This window comes from Nocardia alba NBRC 108234 (genome assembly GCF_001612665.1).
Lineage (GTDB): Bacteria > Actinomycetota > Actinomycetes > Mycobacteriales > Mycobacteriaceae > Nocardia > Nocardia alba.
In genome coordinates this window covers 1-20,949 of sequence record NZ_BDAX01000046.1, presented here as the reverse complement: position 1 = coordinate 20,949, position 20,949 = coordinate 1, and the positions used below count along the sequence as shown (strand labels likewise).

At 62.8% G+C, this 20,949-nt stretch carries 11 protein-coding genes and 1 pseudogene; 8 read left to right on the top strand and 4 right to left on the bottom strand.

The window, feature by feature from the left end; genetic code table 11:
- Positions 1-265: 265 nt before the first annotated feature.
- From NA12_RS33980 to NA12_RS31650, 3 genes are all read left to right on the top strand, one after another.
- Positions 266-1,312, top strand: coding sequence for a DUF6301 family protein (locus NA12_RS33980; protein WP_132370463.1), 1,047 nt, complete (start codon positions 266-268; stop codon positions 1,310-1,312).
- Positions 1,313-1,671: 359 nt separating this feature from the next.
- Positions 1,672-2,142 carry a Het-E N-terminal domain-containing protein gene (locus NA12_RS33975; protein WP_503826297.1) on the top strand — a complete coding sequence of 157 codons (471 nt, stop codon included), beginning with the start codon at positions 1,672-1,674 and terminating at the stop codon, positions 2,140-2,142.
- A gap of 104 nt (positions 2,143-2,246) precedes the next feature.
- On the top strand, positions 2,247-4,760 hold the full coding sequence (locus tag NA12_RS31650; RefSeq protein ID WP_132370465.1) for a tetratricopeptide repeat protein: 2,514 nt from the start codon (positions 2,247-2,249) through the stop codon (positions 4,758-4,760).
- Positions 4,761-4,814: 54 nt separating this feature from the next.
- Here the strand turns inward: NA12_RS31650 and NA12_RS35095 are convergent, their stop codons facing one another.
- Positions 4,815-5,099 carry a tetratricopeptide repeat protein gene (locus NA12_RS35095; protein ID WP_067460068.1) on the bottom strand — a complete coding sequence of 95 codons (285 nt, stop codon included), beginning with the start codon at positions 5,097-5,099 and terminating at the stop codon, positions 4,815-4,817.
- An 81-nt stretch (positions 5,100-5,180) separates the two neighbouring features.
- On the opposite strand from NA12_RS35095, the gene NA12_RS31640 reads away from it, so the two are divergent.
- Both NA12_RS31640 and NA12_RS31635 read left to right on the top strand, forming a co-directional pair.
- Entirely contained in the window at positions 5,181-7,235 is a 2,055-nt protein-coding gene (locus NA12_RS31640) for a DNA/RNA non-specific endonuclease (protein ID WP_067460065.1), read from the top strand.
- 424 nt (positions 7,236-7,659) lie between these two features.
- On the top strand, positions 7,660-9,948 hold the full coding sequence (locus tag NA12_RS31635; protein ID WP_067460061.1) for a S8 family serine peptidase: 2,289 nt from the start codon (positions 7,660-7,662) through the stop codon (positions 9,946-9,948).
- A gap of 153 nt (positions 9,949-10,101) precedes the next feature.
- On the opposite strand, the pseudogene NA12_RS31630 reads toward NA12_RS31635, so the two are convergent.
- A pseudogene (locus NA12_RS31630) lies at positions 10,102-10,413 on the bottom strand (helix-turn-helix domain-containing protein); the annotation flags it as partial.
- A 788-nt stretch (positions 10,414-11,201) separates the two neighbouring features.
- Positions 11,202-15,767, bottom strand: coding sequence for a HEAT repeat domain-containing protein (locus NA12_RS31625; protein WP_207905686.1), 4,566 nt, complete (start codon positions 15,765-15,767; stop codon positions 11,202-11,204).
- Between the two features lie 313 nt (positions 15,768-16,080).
- On the opposite strand from NA12_RS31625, the gene NA12_RS35090 reads away from it, so the two are divergent.
- Together NA12_RS35090 and NA12_RS33370 are read left to right on the top strand one after the other, a co-directional pair.
- Positions 16,081-16,359, top strand: a complete 279-nt coding sequence (locus NA12_RS35090; protein WP_084473318.1) for a transposase — start codon at positions 16,081-16,083, stop codon at positions 16,357-16,359.
- 127 nt (positions 16,360-16,486) lie between these two features.
- Positions 16,487-17,310 (top strand): IS5 family transposase gene (locus tag NA12_RS33370; RefSeq protein ID WP_371856040.1). Its coding sequence is split into 2 segments (ribosomal slippage): positions 16,487-16,834 and positions 16,837-17,310, totalling 822 coding nucleotides; the frame shifts between segments, so codons are not numbered across the junction.
- Between the two features lie 97 nt (positions 17,311-17,407).
- On the opposite strand, the gene NA12_RS31610 is transcribed toward NA12_RS33370, so the two are convergent.
- Positions 17,408-17,758, bottom strand: coding sequence for a hypothetical protein (locus tag NA12_RS31610; protein ID WP_132370469.1), 351 nt, complete (start codon positions 17,756-17,758; stop codon positions 17,408-17,410).
- Between the two features lie 66 nt (positions 17,759-17,824).
- On the opposite strand from NA12_RS31610, the gene NA12_RS31605 reads away from it, so the two are divergent.
- The coding region (locus NA12_RS31605; RefSeq protein WP_067460043.1) for a P-loop domain-containing protein at positions 17,825-20,949 on the top strand (3,125 nt) is incomplete at its 3' end.

The following is a 20,949-nucleotide window of genomic DNA, read 5'->3' as shown; positions in this document are numbered from 1 at the left end:
GAGTGGCCTGAATTCTGGTATCTCGACTCCACGAAACCGGGGGAACATCAACTTCATCGTCGTGGACCGGATCCAGGCTTGCAGGATCTCTCGGTCACCGTCACGCGACACGAGAGAGGTAGCTCGCACGCACCGATTCAACCTGATCGTCTACTGCCCAGAATCTTTGGAATCAACCGACCAGTTGGCTGAGAACGTCGTGGCGCACTCGGCCCCACGACCTGCGGTGCAACGCACCCATCGTCATAGGAAGTAGTGTCAAGGTATGCATGCCGATGTTGCAGGTGCACTCCACATTGCGAGACTCGCATCGACCTTCAACTGGACCTGGACCCATCAGAACCTTGATAGCTTTTGTCGGGTTGCTGGGTGGACCAGGCCAGCTGTCGGCGAGTCTCACATGCTGCTAGCCACAGCGCTCGATCTTGTCTACCCCAGAGCTTTTGCACACACAAATGGAGGCTCGGTATCTGGTATTGCGAAAACCGGAATATCAGTGATATCTGTGCCTGTGTCTGGACAATCGACGGCATCCGGCAGCGGATGGTTCGAGTCGGATGGGGATGCATTCGCCGCAATAGCGCAGCGATTGATGGGCCTGTTTGGTAGTTCGGATCGGTATGCCACTGGTCCGGTGCAAGCCATTACATGGCTCGGTCTAGCTAGTGTCGTGGTAAGTCTTGAGGTTAGCGATGGCGAAATCGTATTGTGGCTTAGGAACCCACGATATCAGGACTGGCTAGACAATGCTATTGAAGTAGAGGCGGACGACGAGGATGAAGACGAGGAATTTTACGCGGATCGGGATTCTGACAGCGGAAAAGGCCAGATAAATGACAATATTGCTGGTGTAACTACCGCGCAAGTTTCCTCGACAGACTGGCGGTTGCTATCACGCGGCCTAGTGAAAACATTGGTCAGGATGCCCTACCATCAGGTACTGATTCTTAGCGCGCCGGGTGAGCGATTCATTCAGTTCGAATTCTTACATCACGCGAGACGCGGTGTCGAATTGCTGTGCCAAATTGCTCCGAATACTGAGATCGATCACCGGTTTAGAATGTCAACTGCTGGTGAGGATCAGTTGGAGGCCGGTGGCTGGGCAAGGCCGCAGGAGGACGGCGATAACTGGCGTAAATCGATTTCCTGGCCAGCTATGAGGAGTGACTATGATGCTTTGGCTACGAACGCGCTGTCGATCCTTCGCGACAATCTGCATGTTGCGAACCCTGCACAGCTGAGCGTTGAAGCATGGATCAATTGGTCGTCAAGGCTGCCGGATCTTACCGACCTCGACATTGATATCGAATAGTAGCGACCGTTGGAGTGACGACCGGAAGTCTGTACTATGCCTTCCGCCCCATACTTGGTCGCGCTTACATAATTCTGACTCAGTCAGCCTTCAGCCTGAGTTGCACAACTGAAGCGGATTTTGACTGACCGGAGTGAGCGGGCCCCGCTAAATGAGCCCGCCCCGGACTAGAGCCCTATTCGGCCTGGTGAGGACCGAGAAGAGATGGGAATCGGAGGTCAGACGCCTGCTTGGAAGGTTGTCCGAGCCGTATCGGTTGTTCGAACGACGGTGCGGTGGCTGGTTTTTCGCTATCTTGTGCAGGGTACCCGTCCAGTGTTCGTGCCGGACTGGTTCGATGTCGAGAAGGGGTGGTTCGGATGGGTCCGGAAATAATGGCTGCGGCAGTAGCATCGGCTTCCGTGGTAGCGGCAGGTCTGGCAGCGGGGGTGACCGAGACCGCGAAACTGGCAGTGGGCGATGCCTACAAGAAGGTGAAAGAACTGCTGGAGCGGCGGTATTCGTCTGTAGACGTGGAAATCGTCGAAGCCCGGCCACAGGCGCTGAAACGCCAAGAGGTGCTGGCCGAGGAACTGGAGGCGGCAGGCGCGGGCGCAGATACGGAGCTGGCGGCCGCCGTGCAGGTACTGCTGGGGGTGATCGAACAGCATTCACCCCAGGCCGCCGAGCTGGTAGGTGTGCGACTGGAACGCGTGGAGGCCGGGCAGATCGAGGTCCGCGGGATCCGGGCCGCCGGCGCGAGCGGGGTGATCGCGAAAGACGTGAAGACCCTGGGGGATTTCTCGGTGACCGATGTGCAGGTGGTCTCGGCGCGGCCGGACCCTCACTAAGCGCGGCGGCACCCAGGCCCGCCCCCGCCGCGCAGGCAATGTTCTCGGCTACCGGAGTCAACGTAGACGGCAACTTCATCACCCAGATCAGTAGCACCCGGGTGGTGCAGCCTCCGGCAGAAGCCTTCCAGCCGATGGCCGAGGTCGAGGCACCCGCGGGGATCGACAACCTGGAGTCATGGCCGAGATGGTTCGTCGGTCGCGAAACCGAACTGGAGCGCTTGGACGCCGCGGTCATCGCCCAGGAGTCGGTCGTCGTGGCCGCCGTACACGGGTTGGGCGGTGTCGGTAAATCCAGCTTGGTCGCCTACTGGGCCGGCAAGCATCCACACGGATGCGCGCCGATCGTGTGGATCCGCGCGGATTCCCTCGCCGGGGTCGAGCAGGGCCTGGCTGGGTTCGCGGCCCGACTGCAGCCCGCGTTAGCCGAGGCGTTGACTGTCGAGGACCTCGCCGAGCGGGGATTGCAGTGGTTGGCCAGCCATACCGGGTGGCTACTGATCCTCGACAACGTGGAAGACCCCGCCGATATCGACGCACTGCTGGCACGTGCCCGGACAGGCAGGGTGTTGATCACCGGTCGTCTGTCGGTGCCGTGGCAAGCCGACGCGATGGTGATCTCGCTCGATGTCCTCGCCGTCGACAAGGCCGAAGAACTGTTGACCGGGTTGATCACCGCAGGCGGCCCCCGTGATCTCGACGGTGTCGCGGAGTTGTGTGAAGCATTGGGGTATCTACCCCTGGCGGTCAAGCAAGCGGGGGCGTACCTGGCCCAGGCGCGCTTCACCTCCCCGCACGCCTACCTGCAGTTGTTGAACGACCAGCCCGGCCTCACCTTCGACCGAGCCGCTGCCGGTACCGACCCGCAGCGCACGATCGCCAGGATCTGGCGGGTCACCCTGGACCGTATCGCCGAGACCGACCCCGCCGCGGTCGAGTTGCTGCGGATCCTTGCCTGGTACGCACCCGACAACATCCCACTCCCCCTGTGCCGCAGCACTACCGATCCGGTGACCGGTGATGCTGCACTCGGGCTGCTTACGGTCTACAGCATGATCATCCCCGACCCCACCGGAAAAGGGCTCTCGATTCACCGACTGGTCCAAGCCGTGGCCCGCACCCCCGACCCCACCGACCTGCACCGCGACTCTGTCTCGATCGAGCGGGCTCGCACTGTCGCCGCTGACACCCTGCACAACACCTTGCCCAATTGGCAAGATCCGACCACGTGGCCGATCTGGCGCTCACTGCTACCCCACATCGAAGCCCTCACCAGCCATCCCGCCAGCGACGATATCGATTCGCTAACAGTCCAGATCGCGGCGATACGCAACACCGCCGGGCTGTTCCTGGAGGGGCAGGGCCAGCACGCCAGCGCTTCGAACTATTTCCACCACGCCCTCACCGCCCGCCGGCGGATCCTCGGAGACGACCACCCCGACACCCTGCATTCCCGGAGCAACCTAGCCGGCACCTATGAGTCGGCCGGGCGGATCACCGAAGCCACCACGCTCTACAAGCAGATCTTCGAGGACTCCGAGCGGATCATGGGCTCAGATCATCCCGACACCCTGAACTCTCGCAACAACCTCGCCGGCGCTTACGAGTCGGCGGGCCGGGCTGCCGAAGCCATCACGCTCTACAAGCAGACCCTCGCCGATCGCCAGCGGATCCGGGGCTCAGATCATCCCGACACCCTGGGGTCGCGCAACAACCTCGCCAGCGCCTACGAAACGGTAGGCCGGACCGCCGAGGCGATCCTGCTCTACGAACAGACCCTTACCGACCTCGAACGAGTCCTCGGCGAAAACCACCCCGACGTCTTGGTATCCCGCAACAACCTCGCCTACACCTACGAATCAGCGGGGCGGATCGCCGAAGCGATCACACTGCACGAGCAAACCGTCGCCGACTCCGAGCGGATCCTCGGAAACGACCACCCCGACACCCTGCTCTCCCGTAACAACCTCGCCAGCGCATACGCGTCGGCGGGACGGGTCGCCGAAGCGATCACACTGCACAAACAGACCCTCACCGATCGCCAGCGGATCCTGGGCTCAGATCATCCCGACACCCTGCGTTCCCGCAACAACCTCGCCAGCGCCTACGAATCGGCAGGCCGGACCGCCGAAGCGATCACGCTGTACGAGCAGACCCTTGATGACCGCCTGCGGATCCTCGGAGTCGACCATCCCGACACCCTGCGTTCGCGCAACAACCTCGCGACTACATACGGGTCGGCGGGGCGGGTCGCCGAAGCGATTCTCTTGTTCGAGCAGATCCGCACCGATTCGGAGCGGATCCTCGGAGTCGACCATCCCGACACCCTGCGTTCCCACAACAGCCTCGCCGCGGTCTATCGGGAGGTGGGACGGATCAACGACGCGATCTTGCTGCACGCGCAGACCCTCATCCACCGGCAGCGGGTCCTGGGGCCAGACCACCCTGACACTCTGACATCCCAGCTCAGTCTCGCCACCGACTACCGCGTGGCAGGACAAGAACAAGAGGCGATCCCGCTTTACGAGCGTGTACTGGACGATTGTGTGCGGGTGTTGGGACCGGATCATCCCCTCACCGTGAGGGCCCGTGAGGATCTCGCTTCTGCGAGAAAGTAGCGAGCGCAACGACCCCGATCAGTGCCTGTTTGGGACAGACCTCAGACAGACAAATCAACTCCTACGACGAAGTCGATTCCGCGCCGATATGAGTAATTCGCGGTACATCGCGCTATGCGGATGGTCAGCACCGAGGCCCCGCTCGGAGTCGGTGAAGGTCCGCTCGTACAGCGCGATCGCCTCGGCGAATCGTCCCGCCGATTGGTAGGCGGCGGCGAGGTTGTTGCGGGTGGTCAGGGTGTCGGGGTGGTCATCACCGAAGACCCGCTCACAATAAGTAGGGGCCCGCTCAAGCAGCGCGACCTGGGTCTTCCCGCACCCAGCACCCAACAGCCCCACACCACCACCGCTCCTGGACCGATCTCCTGCACCTTCCGCACTTGACCGACCTGGACACGGTCCACGTAATACTGTCTCGCTATGGATATTTCTGAGGGTGTCCACGCTCGGCTCGCGCTCCACAACGCCACGATCGAAGACAACGACGATGAGCTACGTGCCGAACTGGCCGAGACCCGCGCCGTCACCTCTGAGACCGAACTCGCAGCGGCTCCCCACACCCGCGAAACAGGCGACGGCACACCGTCATCGAGCCCGGCGGAGGATTTCGACGGTGCGGGCTTCCACACCGAGACGATCGTTGCCCGCACGGGCCGCCCCGTGCTGACCATCCACCGTGACGCCGCGCAACTAATCTTCACCGATCCCGACAGCGAGGTCTGGCGGACCCGCCTGAGCGCGGCTTCTGAGACCCTGATCCGCGCCGCACGCGCCGTCGGCAGGATCGAGGTCACCGGCCACGACGCCTCCTGGCTGGGCACCGGGTGGCTTCTGGCACCGAACGTGATCGTCACCAACCGCCACGTCGCACAAGAATTCGGGCGCGCCACTGGCGGCCAATTCGTTTTCCGTCAAGGCATTCTCGGACCGATGACCGCCTCCATCGACTTCCTCGAAGAAGCGAACCGTCCCGAAGACCTGACTTTCGCGATGACCGAGATCCTGCACATCGAAGACGACGCCGGACCCGACATCGCACTGTTACGGGTGGATCAAACCGGTCCGGGCACACCCTCACCGATACCGATGTCCCAAGACCCGGTAGTGGATGACTTTCTCGCGGTGATCGGATACCCCGCACGTGACAGCCGGATACCCGATCAATCGCTCATGGAGCAGATCTACGGCAACCTCTACGACAAGAAACGCCTGGCGCCGGGGCGACTGACCCGCAAGCAAGGACCGGTGATCCTGCACGACTGCACCACCCTCGGCGGGAATTCCGGGTCGGTCGTGGTGTCGTTGACCACCGGCGAAGCGGTCGGGCTGCACTTCGCCGGCCGCTTCCTCGAAGCCAATTTCGCGGTCGCTGCCCCGGTGGTCCAACAGCGCCTGGCCGCGGTACTGGGCAGGCCGGTAAGACCGGCGACTCCCGCGGTCACTGTGAACACGGTCGGTGCCGGCACGTTCGACAGTGCCACACCGACCGCAGGCGGGCCGACACGGTTCAGTGCTGTCGTGCCTTTGCGGATCACCGTCGAGATCGGAGATCCCTACGCGGACAACCTCTCTGCGCTCGCTGCTGCAGGTCCCACAACGGTCGCTTCCCCTACGCCCGGGATTTCGGCCGCAGACGTCGTCGTCGAGGGAGTCGCCGCGGATTACCTCGGCCGCAGCGGATTCTCGGAAACATTCCTGGGCTCGGACGCGGCCGTCACGCTGCCCGTGGTCAACAACCGCGACGATATCCTGGTCTTCGATGACAACGGCCGCGACGGCACTGTGCTGAACTACGAACACTTCTCGGTCGTGATGAGCAGAACACGGCGCATGTGCCTCTACAGCGCGGTCAACATCGACGGCAAGCAACGAGCCAGAGCCGATCGAACGCAGTGGCGGCGCGACCCCCGCATCCCCGACCACGCCCAGATCAGCAAGGAGTGCTACGGGCTGGCACCCAAGTTCTCCCGCGGCCACATGACTCGACGCGAAGACCCGGTCTGGGGTCCGGAAACCGTCGCCGCACGCGCCAACAACGACTCCATGCACGTGACCAACGCTGTCCCGCAGATGCAAACCTTCAACGCCGGAGTCTGGCTCGACCTCGAGAACTACGCGTTGCAGAACGCACGCCGGGACCAGATGCGGATCTCGGTGATCACCGGCCCCTTCCTCCACGACGACGACCCGATCAAGTTCGACGTGCGAATTCCCGTGGCGTTCTGGAAGGTGATCGTCTTTGTCCATGACACCACCGGGGCACTCACCGCGACCGGTTACAGCCTCTCGCAAGGAGAGTTCCTCTCCGAGCACGAGTTCGTCTTCGGTCAGCACAAAACCACCCAGCGCCGGATCGAATGGATCGAGCAGAAAGCAGGGCTGTCGTTCGGTGACCTCACCGCGTTGGACCCGTTCCGCGAACCGGAAAGCCCTGACACCGAACTCGACAACGTTCATCAGATCCAATTCGCCTGATGGCAGGTACACCCGATCTCCCACCACACCGACGAGGCCGTAGGGCGATTGTCGTGTTCGAGGCCGCATTCTGCGGAGGGTGTCGACAACTCGGAGGAAAGAGGCAACCGAAGCCTCGACCATCAGAGAGAACTACGGCGCGGACAGAGTTGGCGCCGCTGCACAGGATCCGAGTAGTCGGGTACTCGCGCGCACCGCCCGACGCTAGGGCCATCATCGAGGTGACCCTGCCGGGCAGAGGATTTAACCACATCCTCCAGGTGGACGAGATGAGCAAACAGGCGTTGAGTTGACAGGGCCTCAGGACGCGGGAGTGCGAACCGGCCGCGCGACAGAGGTCCCAGCCGCGCACTGTTCCATCAGGAACGCGGCGTAGCGGGAGCGTCATTTAGCTTCGGACAAACCTTCGTGGAGGGACTCGGACATGGACCGCACACTCAAAGTGATCGCGAACAAATCTGAGCAAGCCGCGCTCGCGCGAGACCACACCGTGACAGCCAACTACGACGCGTTCGCGCTGATACAGGCCAACGAGGCCCAAGCGCGAGAGCTGAACCAGCGCTACCTCGTCGAAGACATCACCGCGCAATACGAGATCCCCCTCGGACCGGCCACGCAAGACTCGATCGACACCAACCTGCCGCGGATCACCGGCGCAGCACGGCCTTCAGCCCATCCCGCCTACCACCGCACCCGGCGCCTGGACGCCGGACCGCACCACTACCTGGTCCAGTTCGTCGGTCCGATCAAACCGCAATGGCGCGCAGCGGTCGAAAAGACAGGTGGATCGATCGTCGACGCCCGTGCTGGTTTCACGCTGGTCGTGCGCGCCACAGCCGAGCAGATCACGGCGATCGCCGCGCTGCCGCACGTACGCTGGGCCGGTCACCTGCCCGACCGTGCACGCGTCGACGTGACCACCGAACCCGTGTTGCCTCGAACGAAGCTGCTCCCCGACGTCCTCACGGTCGAGTTCTTCACCCCGGCCACCGCACGCACCGGCAAAGCGAAGATCCGCAAACTCGGACTCAAGATCATCGGAGAGGGCCCGGCCACGCTCATCGTCGAAGCGCCCGAAAGCACCGATGCCGCTCGGCGCAAGCAACTGGCCGCCCTGTCGGCGGTCCATGGTGTGCGCATGGTCCGCAACCGGCCGATCAACCGCATCAGCAACGACGTCGCCGCGACCATCATGCGCGGAACCCCGGCAACGCTGGGCGGGGTTTCTGGTCTCGACGGCGACGGTGAGACCGTCGCCGTGTGCGACACCGGGTTCGACACCGGCACCACCTCCCCCGTCCACCCCGATTTCGCCGACCGCGTCAAAGCCGTCATGAGCTTTCCGATCACCTCGGAATACTCCCCCTACATCAACAACGCCGGCGCCAACGACGGAGCGGCCGACCTCGACTCCGGCCACGGCACCCACGTCACCGGATCGGTACTCGGCGACGGCACCGCAAGTGCCGTGGTGGCGGGGCACCCGACGATCCGCGGTCTGGCCACCAAAGCCAAGCTGGTGTTCCAGGCCGTTGAGCAAGCCTTGGACTGGAAGAACCCCGCCTTCGTGGCGAAGTACGGCCGCTACCTGCTCGCGGGAATTCCGGTGGACCTCGCCGACCTGTTCACACCCGCCTACAACAAAGGCGCACGCATCCACACCAATTCGTGGGGTGGCGGCGACCCCGGGATCTACGACGACCAATGCCGCGCCGTCGACACGTTCATGTGGGAACACCCCTCCTTTTGCATCCTGTTCGCCGCGGGCAACGACGGCAGCGACTCCGACGGCGACGGCCAGATCAACCTCGGCTCGGTCACCTCACCGGGCACCGCCAAGAACTGCCTGACCGTCGGCGCCAGCGAGAACCTGCGACGCTCCTTCGACAACCAGCACTACGGCGACTGGTGGCCACAGGACTACCCGGCACCCCCGTACAAGAGCGCTCCGATGGGCGACGACCCCGATCAAGTCGTCGCGTTCTCCAGCCGCGGCCCGACCGCGGACGGACGCATCAAACCCGACATCGTCGCCCCGGGCACCTGGATCCTGTCGACGAAGTCGACCATGCTCAGCCCCACCGCAACAGGCTGGAAACCATTCCCAGGCTCTACGAAGTACTTCTACATGGGCGGCACCAGCATGGCCACACCGCTGACCGCAGGCGCGCTCGCGCTGCTACGCCAGCACCTTCGCCGCGACCACAACATCGCGACACCGTCGGGGGCGCTCCTCAAAGCCGTCGTGATCGCTGGCGCTCGTCGCCTGCCAGACAGAGCACCTGCAGGCGCCGTGTCCGATAGCCACCAGGGCTTCGGTTGCGTCGACGTGGCCGCGGTCGTTGCCCCGACAGCGCCATCCGCGCTGCGGGTGCGCCAAGGCAAGAAGATCTCGACCGGACAACTCCACACCCTCGAGATCGAGGTCACCTCGGCAACGGTTCCGCTGCGGGTCGTGCTCGCCTACAGCGACTTCCCCGGCGAGACATTGGTCAACAACCTCAATCTCGTTGTCCGAGGACCGGACGGAACACCCCGGGTCGGAAACGGTGAGCAGGGCGCCGGGCTCACGATGGACTCGACCAACAACGTCGAGGTCGTCGAAGTCGGCACACCCGCGGTCGGTCCGTGGACGATCGATATCATCGGCTCGAACATCCCGCAGGGGCCTCAGCCCTATGCGCTGGCGATCCTCGGCGCGGCAGCGGGCTGATTCCCGGGCGGAGTCTCCGAGAATAGCGTTCACCGGCCAGGTGGCTCGCTCGGTACGGATGGTTTCCAGATCCGTCGGCACCGATCGATCCTGCGTGTGCACCGACTACCAGATGCTCGGCAACAGCTGGTTCCATAGGGCCGCGAGCGGAGCACGGGCACAGAGCAACGCGGCGTCCACGATCAACACCGCACCCCGCGGAGACCGGGCGCGGGGCCGCAGCGCCAACGCCGGCCCCAGATCCTCGATCACCCGGGCCGCGACCGACTTCGACACCCCGAACACCGCCGCGAGCTGCCGCATCGTCAGATTCGTGCGCCAGTAGGTGGCCACCAGCAGCACCCGATCTTCGAAACACAACGCCCAGGGCCGACCTCGCAGCGGCCGGTCGACGCCCTCGCGCCGCAATCCGGTGATCAGGCGAGCGAACGTGCGAGGCCGCAGCCCGGAGAACAACTCCACCATCACTGGATCGGACGCCGAGATCACCACCGTCGACACGATATCTGTTGCCGTTCAACGACTTACGGGACATCTCTTAATCGCTCATAATTGACGAGAATCCGCCACTTGCGGGCTCGCACTTACACGCCGCTTTCGAGCTGCGTGCACATACTCTGAAAGATTCCGCCCCTTTGCACCGATGCATGCAACACCGGGGACAGCGCGACAATTACGTTCTGGACATGGCTGCTGGAACCAGGTCGGAAACTTCGAGATGTCTCTGATGTCGGTCGCCGTCTGCGTTGCAATTGGCTTCAGCTCCGAAATCGCATCGCTCACGATCTCCTTCGTGAAATCGCTCGGGTGACGAAGCCGATTCAGCCAATCACGCGCGAACCAGGACGGTGCACCTCCGAGAGGGACAAGCTTTTCGACGAGAGCCTGTAAGAACTCCACCTGTTTCGGCGTCGCAAAGCCGTCAGCGTGCCAGTGCCTGCAGGCAGCTTTGGCTCTCCAGTGCGCAGGCAGGGGTGACCACGGCGTCGGCAGTTGCGGTTGACCAAAACACGCAAACGACACCGGCAAGAGCGGGCTCGGCGGCTGCCCGGATACAGCCCTTTCATCGCCTTCAAACATCATCCAGACCGCCTCGATCGACGTAGTTCATAATTATTCCAGGCAGACCACCATATATTCGCGGCGGGATCCCTACACTCAAGGAGGCGACATGGCGCGCAAGCCTAACACCGGGACCCGGATGACCCTCTACCGACTCGTTGGCTATCCCGTTCTGGCAAAGTGATCCGGGACTAGTTGCGCACGGCACCATCAATCGCTTGATCGACTCCGTAGACACCGAGTTCGAGCAGGCGATCAAGGATATCGAGTAGCGCCGTAATGCGCTGTCGGTTGCGAGTCTGCGCCAACCCACGGACCACTAGATCCGAGATGTAATGAGCATCCCCGGCAGCACCGGTCCTGATGTCGGCCACGTCATCACCATGGATGTTCAGAAAGTGGTGTGCAGCGAGGTCGATGAGATCGTCGACCTTAGCCGGCGCTTCCTGCAGCGTGATGAGCAGTTGCGTGGCCGCGTGTACGTAGCTTGGTGACGCGATCAAGTCAGTCAAGAACTCGGCGTAAGGGCGCAGGTCGTCTCCACGCAGGTGACCGGCCAGGCGGCCAACCTTTTTCCGAACCTCATCGTCCTCGTCATGCATCAGCTGACGCAGAGTAGACAGCACGAGTTCTGAATCGGCGGATCGACCAACCCTTGCTGCGCACATCTCAGCCAGGCCGCGTCGAACTTCTACATCGCTGGCCAGAGCTCGCTCCATTAGCGCTGGACGCCCCCATTGCGGCGCAGCAAAAGCCGCCAGGCGACCCCCGGCTCTCCGAACCTCGACATCTGTTGAGCTGAGCATGCGATTGATAACCGGATCGATCACTTCTGGATCGGCGTTGCCGATATAGATCATCAAGTCGTCCAACTTGCCGGAGGCAAGTAGGAGATCGTGGGCGTCGATGAGGCGTTCGAAGGCTGCATAGGCCGCTTGCCGTGCATGCCGCAGGCAGGCAGCGATGGTGTGGGCGACACAGGCGCGGACGCTCAGTACTGGATCGCTCGCCAGCTCGGCGAGGTGAGGGGCCACGAGGTCCGTGCGCGTGCCGTCAAGGTCGTGGACCAGGAGGTCACCTAGCGACTCAGCCAAGCTTCCTCGCGAGGTGTTGTATCCGTTCTGGAACATGTCACGTCCGGGTTGGTGGTCGTCTCGGCGTACGAAGACTGGCGAGTTGTCGACAGGGTCAGGAGCGTGCAGCGCTCGGTCGAGGACTATCTCAACGATGTCCAAAGGTGCCTCGTCATAGACGCGACGGACCGCCCAGCCCAGCCAGCGGTCACAGTCATCGAGGCCGAGGCTCATGATGTAACGGATCGCGTCGAAGACGGCGTGTTGCGCTTCTTCCGGAATAGATGCTTCTCCGAAGCCCAACAGGATCGCGCTGGGATAGGCCGCGTTGATCTCGGGCATCAACTGCATGGCCAATCCAGCGAATCGAAGAGGATCCTCAGCCGTATGCGCCTGCAGTTGCTGCGCCAACTCGCGAGCCCCGCCTACCTCGCTGCCGAAGTCACGGTCGTCGTTGCCATGCTTTGCCATGGCCTGCAGCCACTGCGTGTTGCTCATCTTGGCTGTGGCTGAGTCACCGATCGGCGACCCGACCCTGTAGGTGACGATGCCGGTCGGTGGCTCGGGCAAATCGCAGTCGAACTTGCGCTGGTACTCCTGCAGCCGTCGAAGTCCCAACGGTGTCAACCGCCCGGGGTCGAGCGCTGATAGGAACTTGAAGGCGGTGTAGCCGAACGACCGAAGCCTGTGATGGAGGTCGGAAGATTGGTATGTCGCGGGAAGGTCTCGGAGTTGCTCTTCGAGCTGAAGGTGGACCTCGTCGCTGACAATCGGCGCTATGGCCTCAACGACCTCGCGCGAGAGCCAGTGCGAATCGGACAGATAGCCCGCTTTCAGGCGGTTGCCGCCTTGGAGAATCAGCTCGGCTGCCCACGAGGCAAACGTCACGGCCCCAGCAATCAGTGCGCGATACAACAACGACTGCGCTGCATCGTATTCGTTAGCGGCCAGGAGCCGCAGCATCGACTCGATGGCTTCCGGCGACGTCTGCGCACACTTCCCGAGCGCGTCCGCCACGCCGTTGTACAACGCGTCATCGACGTCGCCGTACCCTGGCTCCGCTCGAAGCCTCAGACTGAAATGCCGGTCACGAAGAAGATCCTGCTCGAAGCGGTCATAATGCGTGACCTCCATGATTGCCAGCAGGTGCGGCACGAACGCCTCGGCGAACGCTTGAGGTTCTGCTTCGCATGCTGTCTCGATCATCTGAGTGGCGCCGTACTCATGAATGCCGAGGAGCGTTACTTTGTCGTCACTACCGAGCGCCAGGGCAGACGGACTCTCCACGAAGCAGGCCTTGAGCATCTCGATTGCCCAGAGTGGCTGGTGTTCCGCCAGCTTGTGTATCGACAGCCAGTGGTTGCGATCGGCTGGGTCGATCTGGCCGGCACGGATTGCGTCCAGCAACAGCTCGAATAGCCGCCGGTGGAGATGCAGGTCGGCGAGCTGCGCCACCCAACGGAGCCACATCACATAGTCGGGTGACTGCTTCCGCGCCGTCAGGAGGTCAGCGACCTCGGCGGAATGTACGGCGCCGGCGTTGCCCATCCAGTTGACGCTCCTATCGCGTAGTGCGGCGTCGTCGCCATCGAGCCACCTTTCGATGTGACCCTGGGCGTAGAACGGGCCGAACCACGTAGGGCGTGCGAGCTGCAACAAAAGCCGTTTCGTGAGCGTGGACTCCCTGTCGGCAAGGCGCAGCACGAGTTCGACATCCTCGACAGTTGGAGCACTGACGTTCGCGAAGACGGCAACCACCATCTCCTTAATATGGAAGCGAATATCTGCGCTACTCAGGGCCGCCTCGACCTCAGTCCGGAACCGATCGGGATCTCGCTCACGGAGAAGCTCGAGGATCTGCCGCACCTGCGCGCGTCGGAACAGTTCTTGCTCTTGGGCGGAAAGGAATTCGACCATCGACTGGTGTCGTGACAGCCACTGACGGGCGAACGTGAAGTCGAAGAACGTCTCGTGAAAGAAGGAGACCCGGTCGTCTTCGATCGCAATGACCTGTTCGGAGGCGAGGACCCGAGCGTGTTTGATGAAGTCGCCAGGACCAAGGATCTCGACGGGTACGGACAACGTCTGGTTGTCGCTCGCGGCGTGGGCGATCCGGGCCAGCACGTCGTTGAACAATGTTCCGGGCCGTCGTTCCTCGGAGGTCTGCTCTTTGCGCAGCCAGAAGGCTTCGAACAGCGATCCGCGAGAGGTGAAGTTCAGGGCACCTGGCTGGTCGGCGATCGTCTCCAGCAAGACGAGGTTAAGCGGTGACCGGAGGAGTGCACGTTGCGTAGCAGTGAGCAAGCCGGGATCGAGACCCATGGCTGAGACGGCGCCCGCCGCGGCTTCGTCAGGTAGCGGCTCGACGGTCAGGCGCTCGACATCGTTCCGCGCATCGAGTTTGCGGATGCGGTGGTCGTTCTCGACGTCGAATAGTCGGCAGGCCAAGATGACGCGCACCCCGTCAACCGCCGTTGCTTCTTGAATGAGATCGGCAATGACGTCGTAGCGCTCCGAGAGGCGCCCGGACACTAGCGACACAGCGTCGAGTTGATCGATGATCAGGAAGGCGTCGCGGCCGTCTGCCGCCTGTCGCAACGCCGCAACCGGCGAGATCGAAAGACCCAGCTGAATGCCCAGTTCGACGGTCGAACCGAAGGCGCCACGGCGGTCAAGCCGGAACGCCAATACCTCGGCGTCCCGCGCCTCGAACTCGCGCGCAGCCTGGTAAAGCACAGTACTTTTTCCACCACCGCCAGCCCCGACGACAAGTGCAATGCGGGTCGCAGCCATGAGGTCGACGAGAGTTGCAGATTCTTGCCTCTTGATAGATGGCGAGAGCAGTTCGCGCTCGATCGTGCCGCGCCAGCTCTGGGTTGTTGCCACCGCCTGCTCATGGGACGTTCGCGTGGCCCGGGAGCCGCGCCTTGTGATGCCGTCGCGAGCAAGGGCGTCAAGGAGGTCGCGTTGCGTCATCCGCGTGCGCAGGTTATCGAGGAGCACCGCGCCTATGGCCACCGCCATAAGTTTGCCGGTCGCGCCCTCCAAGCTCTCGTCGGCGAGCATGGCGTTGGTCATGATCAGCTGCTCTTCGACTTCAATCTCAATCCACATGCCGCGCAGGGTCTGCCAGGCCACCTCAGTGCTTCCGAAGACATTCGCCGCGGTCAGCTCATCGAAGGTTGGTCTCAACTCGCGCGTGAGCTGATGCGCAAGGAACTCCTGTACGTCGTCCGATTGCCGTGACAGGCCAGCCATGACCCGAAGTGCCCCACTCGGAGTCATCGAACTGAAGTGGAACTCACGCCCAGCAGCAACGTGGCGAGCAGCTGCCGACAAGACTCCGCGGCCTCTGAGGGCTGCGATTGTCCAGTGATCGGTGATGTTGTTCTGGCGCTTCACCTGGGTCACCGCGGTGTCGCCGTGCTCGTTGACATAGGTGAACTCTGAGCCGTCAGCCAGTTCAGGGTCGATCTCTTCGAGCGTGAGACTGCGGCGCTCGTTCTGGATGCAGAGCAGAGCGTGACGGATGGCCCAGGCCAACTCGTATTTATTGCCTAGCTTGTCCGCGACGCCACCACTGGCGCCGGCCATTCGGGGCCGCGCCGGATTCTGTGGCATGGGAGTTGCCGCGCTGCTCGACTGTACGGATTTCTCGATCTCCCCATCATGACAGTTGCTCATGGCATTTCAGCTGTCAGCCCCAATATTCGCCGGGACACCCGTTCCCGCGCCGACACCATGGTGGAAGTCCAGCGCTTCACCGGGCAGTTCGTAACCAGCTCCACATCGACTCGCCCGAATCTGTCGGCTGATGCTAGCGCGGCCTGTCACCCGCGGCACTGGCGTCCTCGTCGCCGCGTCAGCATGGCACACCGGTCAAGGCCAGTGCGCCGTGGTTAACGAGCTCGGCAGCGAGGGTTTGCTCGACTGGTCACGCGTCGTGGTCGACGGTGCGTCGGTTCGAGCAAAAGAGGAGGCCCGATGACCGAGCCGAATCCTCGATCGGGGCAAGTCGGGCTCGAAACTACTCGTACTGTCGGACCGGGCGAAGATACCGTTGACAGTCGCGGTCTCGGCGGCCAACACACCTGACGCCGCTGCTGTGCGACCGTTGGTGCGAGCGATCCCGGCGATCCGTTTCCGATGCGGTCCGTGTCAACGCAAGCCGGGAAAGTTTCACGCAGACAAGGCTTTTGACCACCACGAACTACGGGACTGGGTGCGGGATCGAGGAATCGGGGTTCGCATAGCCCGCAACGACACTCACTACTGAGGGTTCCTCACACTGGCAGCGGCGTTGACCTGTTACAAGAAACTGGTGAAAGCCCGATCAGCGACATGAGACACGCTCTTAGACTGTGTCTTACGTCGTAACCGGTTGTGGGGCATGATGTTCAGTCGTGGTGGACGAGTTGTCACGGCGGTTGGTGCCGGATGAGTTGTGGGTGATCGTCGAACCGTTGCTGCCGGTGTTCCGGGCACGTAGTCAGGGTGGTGGTACCGCGCCGACCGATCAGCGGGCAGTGTTCACCGCGGTGGTGTTCGTGCTGACCATCGGTTGCGTGTGGCGGTTATTGCCGCCGTCGTTCGATGTCAGCGTTCCTACCGCACATCGCCGGTTCACGGTATGGACCCGAGCCGGTGTGTGGCGGCGTCTGCATCACGCTGTTCTCGACGAACTCGGCAGCTCGGGCCTGATCGACTGGTCACGAGCGGTGATCGATGGAGCATCGGTACGCGCGAAAAAGGGGGTCCGATGACCGGGCCGAGCCCAGTCGACCGCGGCAAACCCGGCTCCAAGCTGCACATCCTCACCGACCGCGCGGGAATCCCACTGGCCGTGGCTGTTTCGGCGGCCAACACCAACGACGCGGAAGCACTGCGACCGCTGGTGCGGGCGATTCCGGCGGTGCGGTCACGACGCGGGCCACGGCGGCGTAAGCCTGCGAAACTGCACGCGGACAAGGCTTACGACATCACTGATCTGCGCCACTGGGTCGCCGACCGGGGTATCGGAGTCCGTATCGCCCGCAAAGGCGTCGAGCGCAGTGACCGCCTCGGGCGACATCGGTGGGTCGTGGAACGGACCTTCTCCTGGTTGACCGGCTACCACCGGCTCAACCTGCGTTACGACCGCAAAGCCGAACACTTGCTCGGATTCCTGACCCTCGCTGCCGCCCTCACCTGTTTCAAGAAACTGACCAAGGCTCGATCCGCGACATGAGACACGGTCTTAGTTGCGTCTTCCTTCTAAAATGCCAGTGGCTGGTCACACTTCGATGTCAGTGGGCCGCACGGCCTCCGCTGAGTGGTGTCTCTGTCTACCCCGTTGGCGCTGCCGAGTCCGGGGCAATTGTGTTCATGACATCGTTGAATCCTGCTGCGTGCTGGTTGTTGTCGTTTTCGGGCTGCTTACCGGCCTGCACGTTGTCTTCGCAGTTCAATCGGATGCGTGGGTTAAGGACGGTACGCAACTCGCGGACCGCGAGCACGACGCGCTTGCTGGCGTGCAGGAAGTCGGCCAACGCGCCGGGGACGAGGATCGCGGCTTGCAGGATGAGGACAAGTGCGCCGATTCCGGCGAGGATCTGAGTGGTCATGAAGGCAACGATCGGCGCCACCGGCCATTCAATGCATCCGACGTTCTTCCCGCCGCGAGCACTGCTGGTCATGGGGTCGGTCCCGGGGTGTTCGGCCGAATACTCTGGACGCACCGAATGACTCGATTGCCACGAAACATGGGAGCGCAGATCATCGTGGACCCGGATGCAGTCACTACACGCGCGGAGCTGAGCGCGGCGTTGCAACACCTGCACCAGCAGACTGGTCTTAGCTACGAAAAGATCGCCGCACCGCTACTGGCTTCGACGTCTACGCTCTATGGCACTGTCAAAGGCACCAGTTTTCCCGCCTGGATGACACTGCGTGAGATCCTGCTCGGCTACCAGGTCCCCGAAACAGCGCTGCCAACATGGGAACTCGCCCACACCCGCGCCGCGGCCGACACCCCGAGCAGGCGATCTCGCTCGCGCACCGATCTTGCCGGGCTGCGCAGCTCCCTCTACGTGCGGCTGGTGCGCGAATCCATCGCGCCGCCCGAACTGCTTGACCGCGGCGCCGAGCGCGCCATGCTGGAACAGTTCTGTCGAGGCGACGAGCGGTATCTGTGGGTCCAAGGTGAACCGTGGGCGGGAAAATCGGCGTTGCTGTCGACCTTCGCGCTCACCCCGCCCTCGGATGTGACAGTGGTCTGCTTCTTCGTCACCGATCGGCGCGCGGCCCAAAACAACCACACGGCCTACACCGCCGGACTCCTCGACCAGCTCTCGGCCTTGTTGCCCGATCAGAAATCCCGCATTGACACCACACCGCTCTACCGCGACGTCCTCTGCAACGAACTGCTCGCCACCGCTGCTCGTCAGGAGGCTGCGAACCGGCGGCGGTTGGTACTGGTAGTCGACGGCCTCGACGAAGACACTGGCGCACCGCCGATCGTGGAACTGTTACCGACGCTGGCCGAGGAAGGCCTGCGGGTCGTGGTCGCCTCCCGCTACGGTCCACGCCTGCCCATCCCGCACGGCCATCCCCTCGCATCGGCTCGCCGGTATCGGCTCGCGCCATCGGAGTACGCAGCAGGGCTCCGTGACCGCGCTGTCGCCGAACTCGATGCCGTGCTCGACGGGCCTGAACGAAACCGGGAACTGCTGGCGTTGATCACGGCCGCACAGGGTCTGTCGATTTCCGAACTCGAAATGCTTACCGACATGCCACCATTCGAGATCGACCGACTGTTGCGCGGGACGGCAGGGCGGAGTTTCCGAGCGGTTGCGGAACCGGTCGGATCACACCACGAGCATGATCCGGTCTACGCTCTGGCGCACGAGACATTGCAGCGCATTGCCGAAACCCGGCTCGGTGCCCTGGTAGCCGTAAGCCTGGATCGACTGCACGCCTGGGCCGAGCGCTATTGCGATCTGGGCTGGCCAAATTCTACCCCGGACTTTCTGCTGTCTCGCTACTTCGCGGTGGCGCAGCAACATGGTGCCTCTGCACGTATGGCGACCCTAGCCCTGGATGCCGCGCGCCACGATGTGATGTACACACGTACCAGGGCCGACTGGGCTGCGTTGACCGAGATCGGTGTTGTACAGCGAATGCTCTGCGAGCACCACGCCCCTGACCTACTTACCGCCGCGCAATTGGCACGCCACCGCGACGATATCGATAGTCGCAACGAATACCTCGATGAGTCTCTGCCGGTTCTGAGGGCACGACTCGGTCAAGTCGATCGTGCCGAAGCGTTGGCCCGCAGTTTTCCCCAGCCGGTTCGGCAGTCCCGCGCACTCGTTAGCCTGAGCGAGGAAATTGCGGGAGATGATCCAGACCGTGCTGAGCGCATAGTCGGCGAGATCGAACACCTGCACATCCGGGCTGACGGATACGCTCGGCTTGCGAAGGTGCTCGAAGGGGCAGACCAGGCTAGAGCCGTTGAACTCGCTGAGCGCGCTGAAGTTCTGGTCGATGCGATCACCGATCCCGGTGCACAGGCTACGGTGCTCTTCTACGTGGCTAGGGTCGTTGCCGATTCCGACAATTTGCGCGCCGAGCGAATCGCTGACCGAGCCGACGCTATCGCCCGCAGCCTTCCTCGGAGTCCCTACGGTGAAGGTGTCTCGCTCCAGCCTGTTCTCGTTGCCTGCGCAGGGTTTGACCCGGGCCGCGCCGAGGCGCTCGTTCGCGAGCTGCTTGAGTCCGACTCCTGGTTCCGAGGGATGACTCTCGCCCATATGACCGCAGTCGTCTCAGACACCGACCCGGTACAGGCATTTGGACTGGCCGACCGTGCCGAGGCCGCTGCTCGCGAGGTCTCAGCAACTTGGTTGCAAGCCCAGATACTCGGCACTCTCGCTGACGCGATCGCCGGCATTGATCAGCTGCGGGCAAATGATCTGGTCAAGCGTGCCGAGCTGGCAACCCGCAAATTCACTGATCACATACCGCAGGATTCCGCTCAGACACAACCGGGCAGCGCAAGTGTCAACGCCGACCCGGGCCGCACCGACGCCGCCCCCGGCGATGTTACCTCCTACGGACTAACAGCTATCATGCAAGACCAAGCGCGCATGCGGCTGGCCTATGCGATCCTCGGCGTCGACCCCGACCGCGCCGAAACCATCGCCAACGAAGTAGTCGATCATGGATTGCGACCAATGGTACTTGCGGCGGTGGCCAAGGGAATGGCCATAACCGACCCGTCCCGTGCCGCAAGACTCGCTGATCAGGCGGAGGCTATCACCCGCAAGATCGCCTCTTCCTCAAGGCGCGCATCTGTGCTCGCGCAGTTCGCTAGCGCAATCGCCAGGATGGACCCTGACGGTGCCGAGTCAATCGCCCGCGGACTCAGCGGCGTTCGGCGGGACGATGCTCTCGCCGAAGTAGCGATAGTGATTGCCGAAACCGATCCGGACCGTGCCGAGACCATTTGCGCGGAAATCCGAACCGTTTGGCCGAGTGATCGCGTTCTCGCTCGCGTGGTGAAGAGCGTCGCAGCGACCGATCCGGACCGTGCAGAAACCCTTGCTCACCGCATTAGTATTCCGCGAACGCGGGACAGAGTCCTTGCTCACCTAGCGGGGGTCATCGCTGAATCAGACCCGGACCGTGCCGAAACCATCGCACACAACGCAACCGATCCAGCGACACAGGTCGCAGTACTTTCCCGCTTGGCCAAGATCGATGGCATCGCGGATCCAGAACGGGCGGCTCAGCTCACAAACCGAGCTGAGACCATTGCACACCGAATTACCGAGGCATACAGGCGAGACGACGCATTAACTCACCTGTTTGCCGTTTTGGCCAAGAC

Excerpts from the sequence above, each read along its gene's own strand:
- NA12_RS31635 (WP_067460061.1), top strand. The coding sequence starts at position 7,660 with ATGGACCGCACACTCAAAGTGATCGCGAACAAATCTGAGCAAGCCGCG.
- NA12_RS31625 (WP_207905686.1), bottom strand. The coding sequence starts at position 15,767 with ATGAGCAACTGTCATGATGGGGAGATCGAGAAATCCGTACAGTCGAGC.
- NA12_RS31610 (WP_132370469.1), bottom strand. The coding sequence starts at position 17,758 with ATGACCAGCAGTGCTCGCGGCGGGAAGAACGTCGGATGCATTGAATGG.
- NA12_RS33980 (WP_132370463.1), top strand. The coding sequence starts at position 266 with ATGCATGCCGATGTTGCAGGTGCACTCCACATTGCGAGACTCGCATCG.
- NA12_RS33975 (WP_503826297.1), top strand. The coding sequence starts at position 1,672 with ATGGGTCCGGAAATAATGGCTGCGGCAGTAGCATCGGCTTCCGTGGTA.
- NA12_RS31640 (WP_067460065.1), top strand. The coding sequence starts at position 5,181 with ATGGATATTTCTGAGGGTGTCCACGCTCGGCTCGCGCTCCACAACGCC.